The sequence below is a fragment of the Streptomyces sp. NBC_01210 genome (assembly GCF_036010325.1).
GTDB lineage: Bacteria > Actinomycetota > Actinomycetes > Streptomycetales > Streptomycetaceae > Streptomyces.
The window spans coordinates 5172820-5187529 of record NZ_CP108549.1 but is presented as its reverse complement, the minus strand read 5'-3'; the positions used below and the strand labels follow the sequence as shown (position 1 = coordinate 5187529).

Annotated in this window: 10 protein-coding genes, 1 tRNA gene and 2 pseudogenes; 9 read left to right on the top strand and 4 right to left on the bottom strand. The window is 67.5% G+C overall.

The features are described from left to right. Window positions 1-25 precede the first annotated feature (25 nt). On the top strand, window positions 26-2254 hold the full coding sequence (locus OG735_RS23575; protein ID WP_327325147.1) for a transglycosylase domain-containing protein: 2229 nt from the start codon (window positions 26-28) through the stop codon (window positions 2252-2254). Between the two features lie 146 nt (window positions 2255-2400). Here OG735_RS23575 and OG735_RS23570 read toward each other — a convergent pair whose 3' ends face one another. Then, a complete protein-coding gene (locus OG735_RS23570) occupies window positions 2401-2865 on the bottom strand; it encodes a GatB/YqeY domain-containing protein (protein WP_327325146.1) in 465 nt (154 codons plus the stop codon). A gap of 22 nt (window positions 2866-2887) precedes the next feature. On the opposite strand from OG735_RS23570, the gene OG735_RS23565 reads away from it, so the two are divergent. After that, window positions 2888-3193: a hypothetical protein gene (locus OG735_RS23565; protein ID WP_327325145.1), complete on the top strand. Its 306-nt coding sequence runs from the start codon at window positions 2888-2890 to the stop codon at window positions 3191-3193. 148 nt (window positions 3194-3341) lie between these two features. Next, window positions 3342-3481: pseudogene (locus OG735_RS23560) on the top strand (IS5/IS1182 family transposase); the annotation flags it as partial. A 198-nt stretch (window positions 3482-3679) separates the two neighbouring features. On the opposite strand, the gene OG735_RS23555 reads toward OG735_RS23560, so the two are convergent. Then, the gene (locus OG735_RS23555) at window positions 3680-4852 is read right to left on the bottom strand and encodes a hypothetical protein (RefSeq protein WP_327325144.1); all 1173 of its coding nucleotides are present in this window, start codon (window positions 4850-4852) and stop codon (window positions 3680-3682) included. Window positions 4853-5334: 482 nt separating this feature from the next. After that, a pseudogene (locus OG735_RS23550) lies at window positions 5335-5919 on the bottom strand (transposase family protein); the annotation flags it as partial. 334 nt (window positions 5920-6253) lie between these two features. Here OG735_RS23550 and OG735_RS23545 point away from each other — a divergent pair. The 6 genes from OG735_RS23545 (at window position 6254) to OG735_RS23520 (ending at window position 13235) form a co-directional block, all read left to right on the top strand. Next, on the top strand, window positions 6254-6748 hold the full coding sequence (locus OG735_RS23545; RefSeq protein WP_327325143.1) for a hypothetical protein: 495 nt from the start codon (window positions 6254-6256) through the stop codon (window positions 6746-6748). 727 nt (window positions 6749-7475) lie between these two features. Next, window positions 7476-8906 carry a polyprenol phosphomannose-dependent alpha 1,6 mannosyltransferase MptB gene (gene mptB, locus OG735_RS23540; RefSeq protein WP_442812477.1) on the top strand — a complete coding sequence of 477 codons (1431 nt, stop codon included), beginning with the start codon at window positions 7476-7478 and terminating at the stop codon, window positions 8904-8906. Continuing rightward, a complete protein-coding gene (locus tag OG735_RS23535) occupies window positions 8903-10330 on the top strand; it encodes a glycosyltransferase 87 family protein (RefSeq protein ID WP_327325142.1) in 1428 nt (475 codons plus the stop codon). Before mptB ends, OG735_RS23535 begins: the two co-directional genes overlap by 4 nt. Further along, window positions 10225-11151 carry a metallophosphoesterase gene (locus OG735_RS23530; RefSeq protein ID WP_327325141.1) on the top strand — a complete coding sequence of 309 codons (927 nt, stop codon included), beginning with the start codon at window positions 10225-10227 and terminating at the stop codon, window positions 11149-11151. Before OG735_RS23535 ends, OG735_RS23530 begins: the two co-directional genes overlap by 106 nt. Window positions 11152-11297: 146 nt before the next feature. Beyond that, window positions 11298-11371, top strand: a tRNA-Pro gene (locus OG735_RS23525). A 610-nt stretch (window positions 11372-11981) separates the two neighbouring features. Next, window positions 11982-13235 (top strand): hypothetical protein, encoded by a 1254-nt coding sequence (locus tag OG735_RS23520; protein ID WP_327325140.1) that lies wholly within the window; start codon window positions 11982-11984, stop codon window positions 13233-13235. Here the strand turns inward: OG735_RS23520 and OG735_RS23515 are convergent. Further along, the gene (locus tag OG735_RS23515) at window positions 13165-14007 is read right to left on the bottom strand and encodes a PE-PGRS family protein (protein ID WP_327325139.1); all 843 of its coding nucleotides are present in this window, start codon (window positions 14005-14007) and stop codon (window positions 13165-13167) included. The genes OG735_RS23520 and OG735_RS23515 overlap by 71 nt on opposite strands. Window positions 14008-14710: the final 703 nt, after the last annotated feature.

The following is a 14710-nucleotide window of genomic DNA, read 5'->3' as shown; positions in this document are numbered from 1 at the left end:
GCTAACTACGGATTAGGCTGCCCCCATGCCAAAGAACCGCCCGGGCGGAGGTCTGACCGGGACCCAGCAGGCCGCCAAGTTCCTCGGTGTCAGCGTCCTCTCCGGAGCGGTGCTGGCAGGCATCGCCCTGCCCGCAGCCGGTGCGCTGGGACTCGCGGCGAAGGGAACGGTCCAGGGATTCGACGAGATCCCCGCCAATCTCAAGACTCCGCCGCTGAGTCAGCGCACCACCATCCTCGACTCCAAGGGCGGCCAGATCGCCACGGTCTACTCGCGTGACCGCACGGTCGTCCCGCTCAAGGACATCTCGCCGTACATACAGAAGGCGATCGTCGCGATCGAGGACTCGCGCTTCTACGAGCACGGGGCGATCGACCTCAAGGGTGTACTGCGCGCGCTCAACCGCAATGCCCAGTCGGGCGGTGTCTCCCAGGGCGCGTCCACCCTCACTCAGCAGTATGTGAAGAACGTCTTCGTCGAGGAGGCCGGCGACAACGCCGACAAGGTCGCCCAGGCCACCCAGCAAACACTCGGCCGGAAGATCCAGGAACTCAAGTACGCGATCCAGGTCGAGGAAGAGCTCGGGAAGAAGAAGATCCTCGAGAACTACCTCAACATCACCTTCTTCGGCGAGCAGGCGTACGGCATCGAGGCGGCATCCCAGCGCTACTTCTCCAAGTCGGCCAAGAACCTGAAGTTGGAGGAGGCCGCGATGCTCGCCGGCGTCGTCCAGTCGCCGAGCCGCTACGACCCGGTCAATGACACGCAGGAGGCGACCAAGCGTCGCAACACCGTGCTGCAGCGCATGGCCCAGGTCCACGACATCTCGCAGGCGGAGGCGGACCGGGCGAAAGCCACCCCGGTCACCCTGAAGATCAGCAAGCCGAAGAACGGCTGCATCACGGCCGTCAACGGCGCGGGCTTCTTCTGCGACTACGTACGCGAGGTGTTCCTCTCCGACCCGGTCTTCGGGAAGAACAAGGCGGACCGGGCCAAGCTCTGGAACCGGGGCGGCCTGACGATCAAGACGACGCTCGACCCGCAGGCACAGAAGTCGGCACAGGAGTCGATCAAGAGCCACGTCTACCAGACGGACAGCGTCGCCACCGCGGTGACGATGGTCCAGCCGGGCAGCGGCAAGATCATGGCCATGGGCCAGTCCCGGCCGTACGGCTTCGGCAAGACCGAGACCCAGATCAACTACTCGGTCAACAAGCAGCTGGGCGGCTCGAACTACGGCTTCCCGACGGGTTCGACGTTCAAGCCCTTCGTGGCCGCGGCCGCCCTAGAGCAGGGCAAGCCGCCGACACAGGTCTACCCGGCGCCGTACAAGATGCCGTATCCGGCGGTGCAGACCTGCAGCGGAAAGCCGTGGGTCAACACGGGGAACGACCAAGTGCCGAACGAGAACAAGTCCGAGGTCGGCCCGTACGCGCTCAAGGAGGCGATGGCGAAGTCGGTCAACACGTACTTCGTACAGATGATCGCCGACATCGGCATGTGCCCGGTCATGGAGATGACGAGCAAGATGGGCGTCGTGCAGGGCAACGGTGAAAAGCTGCCCGAGGTGCCCGCGATCTCCCTGGGGTCCAAGGGCTTGTCGCCGCTGACCATGGCCACCGCGTACGCGACGTTCGCCAACCGCGGCACGTACTGCACCCCGACCGCCATCGAGTCCATCGCGACGGCCGACGGCAAGAGCCTGCAGGTACCGAAGAGCACCTGCGACAAGATCATGTCCGAGCGGACGGCCGACACGATAAACACGCTGCTGCGCGGAGTGATCGACTCCGGTACGGGTCAGCAGGCCGGTCTGCAGAGCCGCGACAACGCGGGCAAGACCGGAACCACGGACGCGCGGAGGAACGCCTGGTTCGTCGGCTACACCCCGAACCTCTCCGGCGCGGTCTGGGTCGGCAGCCCCACGCAGCAGGTGAAGATGGAGAACATCACCATCGGCGGCGTGTGGCAGCAGAAGGTCTTCGGCGGTCAGGTCCCCGGACCGATCTGGCGGGACGCGATGACCGGGGCGCTGGACGGGCAGGCCGCTCCGCCGTTCGTCACCGTGCCGATCCCGGACCCGCCGAAGGAAGACAAGGGCAAGGGCAAGCCGGGCGGCGGCAAGCCCGGTGACAACCGTGGCCAGGACAACGGCGGACAGCAGCCGTGGCCCGGGATCTCGCTCCCGCCGGGTGTGATCGGCGGGAACGATCGCGGCCAGGGGAACGGCGGCGTGAACGGCGGCCGGCCGTAGCCGGTGGATATGAAGAGGGGCCCTGGTCGCATGCGACCGGGGCCCTATTTCGCGTAGGTACGCGACCACGTACTCGGATCACTTGCGCGATCACGTACGCGATCAGGTACGCGACAGATACGCAATCAGTACGTGCGTAGGCGGGCTCAGCCCGCGAGGAGCTGCTTCACCGCCGCGGCCACCCGACCACCCTCGGCGCGACCCGCCACCTTCGGGTTCACGATCTTCATGACGGCGCCCATGGCACGCGGCCCCTCGGCGCCTGCGGCCTTCGCCTCCTCGACGGCCTGAGCGACGATCGTGCGCAGCTCGTCGTCGCTCAGCTGCTTCGGCAGGTACGCGTCCAGCAGCACACCCTCCGCCTGCTCCCGCTCGGCCGACTCGGTCCGTCCGCCCTGGGCAAAGGCCTCGGCGGCCTCACGGCGCTTCTTCGCCTCCTTGGCGATCACCTTCTGCACCTCGTCGTCGGAGAGCTCGCGCGCAGTCTTGCCCGCGACCTCCTCCTTGGTGATCGCGGCGAGGGTCAGCCGGAGCGTGGAGGAGCGCAGTTCGTCGCGCGCCCTGATCGCCTCGGTGAGGTCTTCCTTCAGCTTGGACTTGAGCGTTGTCATGACTTCTTCATAGCCTTTTCTCATGGACCCGGTCAACGAGGATTCGCAGGTCAACAATGACTCGGAACGGCTCCGCAGGCTGGCCCGGATAGCCGGGTCACAGCGGAACAAGCGAAGTCGTACCGACTGGACAGGGGAACCGGCGGCGATCTACTGCCGGATTTCGCACGTCAACGACGACGATCAAACCGGTGTCGACCGACAAGAGCGTATCTGCCGGGACATTGCGCAGCGTCTCGGTGTGACGGTGGATCAGCACATGGTCTTCGTGGACAACAACCGATCGGCGTGGCAGCGCAACCGGAAGCGGAGGGGGCGGGATGCCTAAGCGTTACCGCTTCCGTCCGGTCCGGCGCGTCCATATCCCGAAGAAGGGGAGAGCCGGATGACCGGGAAACCGTCATGTCCGGTTCGGCGGGAGGCCGCGCGGAACAGGGCTCGCCCCACGGCGAGCGCCTCACCGCGCGGCCGCCCCAATGTCCTGGCTGAACGGCTACCGCCGGCTCAACCACCGCTACGAGCATCACCCTCGTATCTACCGTGCCCTCTCGGCCTCGCCGCTGCCCTGTGCTGCTACAAACGACTCATCCGCCTCACCACATGGGACACGATCTAAAAGCAAGAAGCGTGAGGGTCCATCAGCAAGCTGATGGGCCCTCACGCAAGATCGAGGCTAGATGGTCCAGGTGAGGATTCTATAGCCGTTGTTGCCCCTCGCGCCGGTACCGATGACGCCGGCCGCGAAGATCCCGGTGATAGTCGTCGTGCCGGTGATCGCGCCGTCCTGCGTCACCAAATTGCTCAGTCAGCGAGCTCAAAGCCGAACCGCGTCGGAGCAGGTGGTCGGCAGCGTGGCGCCCTCACGCGGGGTCAGGATCGTATGGATGCCGCCGGTATTGCTCGCCGCCGGGATGTCCTGCGTCACCGGGTAGGTCCAGGACTGGCTGGTTCCGGCGCCGAAAGTCCAGTAGCCGGTCACGCGGACGACCGGCTGGGACATAACCACCCACCCGTAATTGCCTGCATGAATCGGGACCTGCGTGGTGAATGTCTCGCCCCTGCTCGACATGTCAGTGTGGCTGTAGTTGAACTGCTGAGTCAGCGTCAGCTCGAAGCCGATGCCGAACGGCGCAACTTTGGCCTTCTCGGATGCGCTGATGCTGAAGCCGTACAAATTTGAGTAGCCGAGGGTGTTGGTCGTCGCATAACTCTCGGTCACCCTCTCGTCGCTCTCGTTGTACCAGGCGGTGCCGACGCATTCCCCCGCGCCCGTGGCAGTATCTCTGCTGGTCTCCGTGTACGTGCAGGTGTTGGAGATCGACGAGCTGGTCGCGCCGCCGCACACGGAGAGGATCTGGTACTGCACCGCGAGACTGTCCAGGACACTCTGATGGCTGCTGTCGAAGGCCCAGGTCTGGTTGGCGCCATTATGGCATTGGTGGTCGTCCAACCAGTTGGCCGAGTTGACCACCGGCCACGAGGTCAGATAGTCCATGCAATTGCCCGACCCCACGTTCTTGATCTGGTATCCACTCGTCTGGCCACTGGCCGCGGCGGTACGTAGCGTCGCCGCCCACAGCTGGTTCCTTTTGCTCGAGTCGCACGACTCCTGGGTGATGGGGGTGATCCGGTTCCAGTGGTCATACCAGGTCGCCGCTTGCAGGCAGTTACCGTTGTCCGCGACGATCTGGAACGATCCGTCGCTCAGCGTGTACAGGTGGAATTTTTGGTTGCTGGGATTCGACGAGTCCGTCCCGTACACGTCCGTGTAGTTGCCCGTGTCGGTCCTTGCCCCGTACAGGTCGAGCGTCTTGGTGCTGTCACCGGCAACATAGATGTGATCGACGGACACGCTCGTCCCCGCCGCCACCTTCTGTACCGACTCCGCCGACACGCTCAGCCCCGTGTCGGCTATCGCCGACTCAGCCGGAGCGATCCCGACGACAGAGGCCAGCATCGCAAATGCCGCCCCGAGGATTGGGATCAACAGGCTACGAGCTCTCCTACGACGCGAACCCAGGTATGCAGTCAACTCGCGCGACTCCTTGCTTGTTCGGGTTCGCCGACACGGAAGTGCCGGCGATGGTCCTGACAGGTATCCGAAGGAACGGATCAGTGGAATGCCCGCGGGTACCGCGGCCCTCCTCGATGACGCCACGGTGTCACTGACATGGGCAGATACGCCCCTACCAACCTGCGCTTGCGAGTCAACCGCCCGGTGCTTGTCGGCAACCCGTTCTCGTCCCCTGTTGCGTACTACGGAGAGTGTGTTCCTGCCGTGGACGTGTGCACACGCGTGCATTTACCTGTTTCACTACCTGTAAGTCCCGCGGGAACGCGGAGACTTCCACTATGCGACCAGCCCACGGTGAGGCCGGTCCGGTACACGTGCTCGTAGTCGATCGGGCTCTTGAAGCCGCAAATGCTATGGAGACACCGCGTGTTGCAGAAGCCGGCGATCCAGATGGCGATCTGGGCGACGGCCTGGACCGCGTGGCGGAGACCGTCGCCGTGCTGCCGGCAGTCACGGAGGATCTTGTAGTTCTTCATGCGGGCGAAGGCATGTTCCACGCGGGCGCGGACTTTTCGATGCTCCGCATTGTCCGCCTCCTCGCCCGGCAGTAGCGGTCGGCCGGGGCGCTTGCGGTGCGACACCACAAGGCCGGTGTTGATGTAGGCACCGTCACCGAGCACGGTGACGCCCTGGCACTGGGCGGGCAGGCCGGAGTTCCGCCAGACGTGAGCGTCGGCCTTGTTGCCCGGAGCCGGCCGGCCGACGGCAACGACCAGCCTCGTATCGGCATCGATGATGACCTGCACGTTTGCTGAAAAACGGTAGTTGCAGCTCGAGGCGCCGACCGTCCTGTCACGCACCGGGATCACGGTGCCGTCCACAATCCACAACCGGTCCGCGGTGTCGGCGGGACGGGCAGCCGGCTCGAGGCCGAGCAAGGGCCGCAGCCGCTGGATGACCCGGCACACGGTCGCCGGCGAGACCCCGAACAGCGGCGCGAGCTGCCGCATCGTGAGGTTCGTGCGGTGGTAGACGGCCAGTCGTGCCGTTCAGCAGCGAAGTGCAGCAACCGTGCTGTCTCATCCCCGGCGACCGCATGGGTGAGAGCGGCCCGCAGAGCGTCGCGCGAAGCCTGGATCACCGGCGGGACGGAGCAGAGGAACCCTCTGCGGCCGGGGGCGGTCGGTAGTGGCGGCGGTGCTGGAATGGGCACATGCGTCACTCCGAGCCTTGGAAAACGGGCCCTGGAAAGCCGACACGCCGGACATTCGGGTGAACTAGGTGTTCGCCCGTGATGGATGGCGTGTCCCAGGTAATCATTCTTTCGCCAAGCGGATCACGAAATCCGCTTCCACAAAAGGAAGGGCGTATGGAATGGAACGCAAGCGTAGGCTTGCCGCAACGCTGACCGCCGCAGCCATCACGACGGTCATCGGGGCTGGCGGCGCAGCAGCGGCTCAGGCACAGCCCGAGGACGGAATTGCCGACCTGGTCGTACACGCTCAGTCGAAGCTGGACTCGCCAAATCCGGACCGGCCAAAAAAGGGCTGCGTGGACATCGACTCCGTGGGGAACGAAGCGAGCCAGAGCCACGCCAAGTACGTCGCGGCGGTGTGTGACGGCAAGGTCTACGTCCTGACAGTCAATGAGAACAGCAAGCCAGGTATTCCTGTTGGCGGCTGGCAGGCGGTGGGAGGCCCCTCCAAGGTTGTCGATGTCACACTGGCATCCAACGTCTTCGATGTTGCGGCAGGCCCGGTGTTCATCACCGCGCTGACTTCGACGGGAACAGTGTGGGAGGGCGCATGCGCCAATACTGTGCCGCTCGGGCCGTGCACGTTCTATCAGCTGCCCACTCCGCCGCAGTGATCCCGGGCGTACACCCGAGCCTCCCCGGCGGGCTCGTCGTGGCGTAACCCGTTCGGTCACCAGCGGCCGGACTGTACAGCAGCGCCGTACCGCAACCACGGCAATCGGCCCTGTCCGGCAGCGCCCCGACAGAGCTTGCGGCGACCGAAACGACCGCCGCTGACCGATCGGGTAGAGCTGCAGATCAGAAGGTCGGCCACTCCAGCCTTGAGGCAGCGACTCGAGGTCGACGACGAGTGGCCGACCTGGCTCACGTACAGCCTGAGCCCGTCTCAGTTTCCTTCTCATTCAGCTGCGTTCACGGCCGCTCAGGCCGGTACCGCCGAAGTGAGCTCCAGATCATGAAGGGCCGCTGCTGGACCGCCCCCGCAGCCAGACATACCTCCGTCGCACCCCTGGCCAGTGCTACCGCCGCCTCACGGCTCTCCGTCGCTGTGTACACCTGCACGCACTCAGTCATGAGCCAGAGCCTGGGGCGGACCACGAAACCGCCAACCAGGCCGCGCAATGAGTGCTGCTCAGAGCCCCCGTCGGCCAAAAAGGCTATGAAGAAGGCTTGACTGTGGCCATTCCGTCCAGTATGTCAGGTGCGACGATGTGCACGCCCGCGCATTTCGTGGCGGCGGGCCGCCTGACCCGGCATCCGTAATGCGGCCGACACATGGCGGCCGCTCGACGGCGATGCCGACGTCGCTTCCCGGCCATCGCCTGTTGACAGTCTGCCCACGTGCTGGCCATCCGTGTCCCCGTCGTCGACAACCGCCGCTGCCAACTGCTGGGGCTGGTGGGCTCGGCAGCCCTTGCCGCGGGTGGCGCGACCGCCGGAGCGCTGCCCGTACGGGAGGCTCTCGCGCCGGGGTCCGGCCGGGCGGCGGTCGGCCTGGCCGCTGCGTACTTCGGGCTCGTACTGCTGGTCGCGGCCTGGGTTCTGCTGGGGCGCTCGATACGCGGTCCTGAACCACCGGGCCGCCGCACGCTGCTGCTCACGCTCGGGCTGTGGGCGGCACCGCTGATCGTGGCGCCACCGCTGTTCAGCCGGGACGTGTACAGCTATCTCGCCCAGGGCGCGATGGTCGACGCCCGGATCGATGTGTACGCGTACGGCCCCTCCCGGCTCGGCGGACCGCTGACCGACGAGGTGGCACCGCTGTGGCAGCACACCCCGACCCCGTACGGCCCGGTCTTTCTCGCCTGCGCCAAGGGGATAGCCGACTTCTCCCGTACGGAGGTGTCCACCGGCGTGTTCGGCATGCGGCTGGTCGCGCTGCTCGGGGTCGCCGCGATGGTCGTCTGCCTGCCCGCGCTGGCCCGGCACTGCGGGGCGGAGCCGGCCGCCGCGCTCTGGCTCGGGGCGCTCAACCCGCTGGTGCTGCTGCATCTCGTCGGCGGAGCCCACAACGACGCGATCATGCTCGGCCTGCTGGGCGCCGGTCTGGTCGCCGCGTTGGGCCGCTGGCCGATACTCGCCGCCGTACTGGTCACCCTCGCGGCCCTGGTGAAGGCGCCCGCCGCGCTGGGGCTGCTGGCCGTGGTCCTGCTCTGGGGCCGGCATCTCGGCGGCCGGGCGCGGCGGCTGAAGGCAGCGCTTGCGGTGCTCGGCGTGGCAGCGGCCACCACAGCGGCGGCGACCGCGCTGGCCGGCACGGGCTACGGGTGGATTGCCGCCCTGGACACCCCGGTATCGCCGCAGAACTGGTCGCTCACCTCGTCACTGGGCCGGATGACCAGCGCCCTGCTGGAGAACGCCGGCAGCGGACTGGCTCAATTCGCCGTGCCCGCCTGGCACTTGCTGGGAGTCGCCGCCACCGCCACCGCCGTACTGATCGCCTGGCGGCGCCATCTGCCGCGCCCGGTCTACGCACTCGGGCTGAGCCTGACGGCGGTGGCCGTACTCGGACCCGCGATCCGGCCCTGGTACGTGTTGTGGGGGCTGTTCCTGATAGCCGCCGCCGGGCCCGACCGGCCGATGCGCCGGGCGGTCGCCATTGCCAGCGCGGTACTGGCCCTGGCCGTACTGCCCAGTGGATTCGCGCCGGACAGGGCGCAGCTCGCGCTGGCGACCGGCGGCGGGGTGCTGGCGGTGCTGACGATGTTGTGTGCGTACCGAATCACGGGACGTACCGCCGCCGGGACCGGGCCTGTGGGGAGTACGGCATGACGTGGCCGACGAGCAGACGCGGACGGCTGCTGCTGGTGGTGGGGCTGGCGGCCGCCGTCGGACTCTTCCTCGCGACGGTCCCGCTGCACCGGGACTGGTTCGATCTCGGCGTCTACTACGGAGCCGTCGACAGCTGGCGACATGGCGGGCGGATCTACGAGTATCTGGTGCCGGGGACGCACTACGGCTTCACCTATCCGCCGTTCGCAGCGGTGTGCATGCTGCCGATGACGCTGGTCGACTGGCCGAGCGCGGTGGCGATCAGTGTGCTGCTCAATGTCGCCGCGGCGGCCGCCATCCTGTACTGGTCGGCCGGGGCCGTCGTCCGCCGGCAGGGCTGGAGCCGCTGGTTCGCGTTCGCTGTCGCGGGCTGTCTGCTCGCGCTGCTGGAACCGGTCCGCGACACGTTCAGCTTTGGGCAGGTCAATCTGCTGCTGCTGGCGCTGGTGCTCTCGGATGCCTGGCTGCTGTCGGTGGCCCGAGAACGATTCACGGGCCTTGGCGGACTCGCGGGCCGCGGCGAAGGCGGCACGGGCCACGGCGAAGGCGGCACTGGCCACGGCGCAAGCGGGCGGTTCACGGGCCTCGGCAGGCTGGCGGGCGTCGGGATCGGCCTCGCCGCCGCGATCAAGCTCACTCCGGCCGTCTTCATCGGCTATCTGCTGGTCACCCGGCGCTGGCGGGCCGCGGGCACCGCGGCAGCTGTCGCGAGCGGCGCCTCACTGCTCGCCGTGTGGGCTGCGCCCGGCGCGTCGCGGGTGTACTGGACCGAGGCCATGTGGGACACGGACCGCGTCGGTTCGCTGGCCTATGTCTCCAACCAGTCCTGGCAGGGAGTCCTGGCGCGGCTCTCGGAGCCGGCCGCCCCCAGCCGTGCGGTGTGGGCGCTCGGTGTGATGGTGCTCCTGTGCGTCTGGGCATGGCGGGCGCGCCAGGCTGCCGCGGCCGGCGACGAGCAGTCGGGCTTCGCGCTGACCGGTCTCATCGCCTGCCTCATCAGCCCGGTCACCTGGGTGCACCACCTGGTCTGGCTGCTTCCGGCCCTCGCCGTACTGATCGACGCCGGACTCCGCGCGGAGCCGGGCGACCCGAGGCGACGCCGGCTGCTGACGTGGGCCGTCGCGATCTACGTCGTGCTGTGCAGCAGCGTCGTATGGCTGTGGAGCTGGGACGCAACGGGTGTCGACGGCTTCCTGGGCAGCAACACGTACGTCTGGATCTCGCTCGGCCTGCTGCTCGCCCTCCCCGTACGGGAAGTCGCGACGGAAGCGGCCGCCCGCCAATCCCTTCCCCTCGAGAGGTCTGCGACGATGGGCGCATGCGCGCACGCTTCGGAGTACCCCTTGGAATCACGGCAGTCGGCGCGGCCGGCCTCGCCTACGCCGCCGGCTTCGAGGCCCGCTCCTTCCGGCTCCGACGGCTGACGGTGCCGGTGCTGCCGCGGGGAATGCGGCCGCTGCGGGTACTCCAGCTCTCCGACATCCACATGGTGAGCGGCCAGCGCAAGAAGCGCGCCTGGCTGCAGTCCCTCGCGGGCCTGCGCCCGGACTTCATCGTCAACACCGGCGACAACCTCTCCGACCCGGACGGCGTGCCGGAGGTCGTGGACGCGCTCGGCCCGCTGATGGAGTTCCCGGGCGTCTACGTCTTCGGCTCCAACGACTACTACGGCCCCAAGCTCCGTAACCCCGCCCGCTACCTCTTGGAGAAGGCCCAGGGCCGCCACGGCCTGAACGGCAACGCACCGGCCGTCGGCGCGGTCCACAATCCGTGGGAGGGCCTGCGCGACGCGTTCGACGCGGCGGGCTGGGTGGGCCTGAGCAACACCCGCGGCCGGCTGAAGCTGGACGGCTACGAGCTGGCTTTCACCGGCCTCGACGACCCGCACATCAAGCGGGACCGCTACGAGGAGGTCGCGGGCGGCCCGGAGACGGGCGCCGATCTGTCGCTGGCCGTGGTCCACGCCCCGTATCTGCGCACGCTCGACGCTTTCACGGCCGACGGCTACCCCCTGATCCTGGCGGGCCACACGCACGGCGGGCAGCTGTGCATCCCCTTCTACGGGGCGCTGGTCACCAACTGCGACCTCGACACGGACCGGGTGAAGGGCCTCTCCACTCACCGGGCGGACGGAAAGGTCTCGTACCTGCATGTCTCGGCGGGCTGCGGCACCAACCGCTACACGCCGGTGCGGTTCGCGTGCCCACCGGAGGCAACGCTGCTGACGCTGACGGCGCGGGACTGAGGGGGCGGGTCAGCGGCGCTGGTGGAGCATCGACGGCGACGTCCGCGGGGCGTCGGCAGGGGTGTCGACGAGGGCGCGAAAACCGGATTTCTCCTCCAGGCGCGGGTGGGCTAAAGTAATCGATGTCGCCGGGACACCGGCGACATCGGGGTGTAGCGCAGCTTGGCAGCGCGCTTCGTTCGGGACGAAGAGGTCGTGGGTTCAAATCCCGCCACCCCGACAGCTGAAACACCAGGTCAGGCCCGGTGCTGAGAGATCAGCGCCGGGCCTGATTTGCTTTGCGGGCTCATTTTGGGAGCCATTTGGGAGCCGACCTCGGGAAGCGGCTCCCCGGTGGCTCCCAGCGAGCGGCGTTCCGCCTTTGAGCATGCTGTGCGCCGCGAGCGCCCCGTAAGAGCCACCCCACGGCTTGTGCCGGGGAGACCACAGACGGTACGACGATCGACATGCACCGATGGTCTCCGTTAAATGACCGGCAGCTCGCACTCCTCACCCGCGTCGGAGACGGAGCCGACCCTGTCACGTCGGACAGTCCCGAGCTCGCTCTTACCGCCCGCGCGCTCAAGGAGCGGCGCCTGATCACCATGCGCAAGCAGAGTGGGAAGTGGCAGGCGGAGATCACTGACGCGGGACGCTTCTACCTGGAGCACGGCCATCACCCGGACCGGCCGGAACCGGCTCCGCGCAAGCAGCGGTCAGCGGGTTCCGAGCAACGGACACGAACGACCCCTCCAGCGCAGAGGGAAGCCGCAGCCTCGTCCACGACAGAGCCAGCGCCACAGCGCACCTCGAAGCCCTCACGGCCGTCGCCGGCGGAAGTCGGCGCCGCTTTGATCGCGGAGGTACAGCAGGCTGGGCGGTTCCTCCGGATCCCTAACCCCAGCGACGAGGAGCGGGCCCGTTACCGCAGGGCGTTCGACGCAGCCCGGCAGTGCGCCCCTGAGGGATACCACCTGAAGTACAGCGGGCGGGCGAAGGGAGACTTCTTCCTCGGTCTGCTCAGGGTGACCGGCGAGGACGAGACCGAGTGGAACCGGATCCGGCTGGCGCGCAGCCGTGTGATCACCGACATCGAGGACGTGATCGCCGCGGTCACCGCGGACCACAGCGCCTTCGAGATCTCGGAGGAGGTTCTCCCCCGGGTGCTCTCGCTGCTCCGGCTCCTCGCCGAGCAAGCCCTCGCACGCCACGGCGAGATCGCGATGTCGAAGAAGCGCAGGCAGCCGAGGCCGCTGCTGACTGTCCACGGCAGGACGTACGAGGTCAGCTTCCGCGAACGGCAGAAGCCGGTCCGGTACGTCCCCAAGCAGCCGGGCCGCCGTACGTACGACTGGCAACGTGTCACCCCAGCCCAGAAGTTCGAGCCTTCCGGCGAACTGGAGCTGCTGGTCAGCCAACAGTCGGGCTACAGCTACGGCTGGAAGAAGGAATGGGCCGACACGGCCAAGAAGCCGTTGGAGGTGCAGATCGGTTCCGTCTTCCGGGCGTTGAAGGCGCGCGCGGAGGAACAGGAGCGGGCTCGGCTGGAACGTGAAGCGGAGCAGCAGCGCCTGAGAGAGGAGCGGGAGCGTCAGGAGGCGGAGCGTCGGCGCCTGGCAGCGGAGCGGGAGGAACGCGAGCGGCGGGAGTGGGAGGCCGCCGTCAGCGTGGCTTCGATCAAGGCGGTTCACGCGGTACGAACCGAGCTCTTCGGTACGGCCCTTGAGCAGTGGCAGGCCGCAGGGGAGATCCGGGCCTTCTGCGCCGCTCTGGATGAGGCCGCCGATGTGTCGGAGGAGGCCATCGAAGCCGAGAGACTGCGAGAGTGGTCAACGTGGGGGAAGGCCGAGGCCGACCGGCTCGACCCCACCCTGGGCGGCAAGGGCCTGGCTTCTCTCAACTTCCACGCGGAGCCGACGGGAGATCAGCTGCGGCCGTTCCTCGACGGCTGGCACCCACACCGGCCGGAGAAGGAGAGGAAGCCCGCTACGCAGCCGGCGCCGCCCCAGGCGGAGCCAGATCCGTGGCGCGGTCTCATCGACGCACGTCAGGATCAAGGCTGGCGATATGGACGCCAAGGTCGCGCTGAATGGTGGAGGCGATGACGCCGTGGCCACGGTCGCGTAGCGCCTTGACCGCCTTCTCGACCAGCTCTCCGAGCCGGATGACCTCGGCGCGCAGGGCAACCAACTCGTCGTAGCGGTCGGCCTTGTCCTGGCCGCACCACGCCCGGACGGTTCGCAGGACGGCCGCCTCCGCGTCCAACTTGCGCTCGTCCCGCCGGCTGTAGGAGTACCAGGAGGACTGGGCACGCTCCTGCTCGATGTCCTGCTGCTTGCGGTCGACCTCCGGAAGGATCTCGTCGGCGAGGCGGCCGGCCACGTGGCGGGCGATGCGCTCGCTGATCGGCCACCCGGCAAGGCACATGCCGTGGCGGTTCTCGTACACCATGGCGTCGCTATGGAGTTCGGCCGCGTCGATGCCGATGAGCGGTGCCGTCTCGTCGAGGCGGCTCAGCTCCAGAACCCCTGCGTCCGCCACCGTTCGACGTAGGCGCAGCCTGTTCTTCGGGCGGACGAAACCGAGGATCATGCGCGCGGACTCGAACTCCGTGCTGCCCCGGACGTGGCGGGATACCTCGACCAGTGCCAACTCTGCCGCGTCATCCGCGCGGAACGTATCGACGTCCGCCCACGGTGCTACGAGAGAGCCGGGACTGACCCATTCCTGCAGACCGGCGTCGTCGCCTCCGAGAAACCGCACGTGGATCCAGCCAGACCTGCCAGGGCCGCCCACTCGAACGACCTCCACCTGGCGAACCGCGCTACCCAGATCCTTCGGCCTCGCGCGGTATGCCCACTGTTCGCCAATCTCCATGTGCCTATTGAGCCAGGTCTGTTGGCCCCGTCGCCGGGCATTTTCCCTAGAGCGAGCTGACCGCACTGTGTTGACGCTGCTTCAGCGAGGCAATGGTGCTCTACAGCACGCGTGACTCCCTGCGTGCGCGCAGGAGTTCGCTATGTACGCGCCTGGTGAAGTCAGGCTCATCGCCTGGCGGCCGTCGAGCGCCGTCTCCTACTGCAGCGCAGCGGTTGGCGTCGATGCTGATTTCGTCCATCAGGACGCGACCTTGGCCAAGCCCGGACTAGGAACGGCCCTGGGCGGCTGACTGACCTTGGTCTTGGCGATGGCCGACGAAGCCGAACTGGCTGGTCGTGCCGGTTGCGTGACTTATCCCCGGGCGTGTAGGGCGCGCGAGACGAGGGCGTGGGTTGCACGGCCGAGGGCCGTAGCAGCGCGGTAGGGCTGATTCAAGCGGTCGCGAAAATCCGGGTTCGTAGCGGCATCGTGCGACGGATTCAAGAGCCGGTACTCGAAAAGTCGCAGGTCAGACGGCGTTAATGGGGACGGCGAGCAGCACATCCTTAGAGGGCACCACCCCGGCTGTCGGCAAATTCGCGAGAACTCGAATCGGCTCCCCGCGCGGTGCAGTCTCCTCCGTGTCCGGGGGCGCCACCGGACACAACCAGCGGACTTGCGCGGCTAACTCCCCGCCGGTCCAAGGTCCCTTCACCCATTC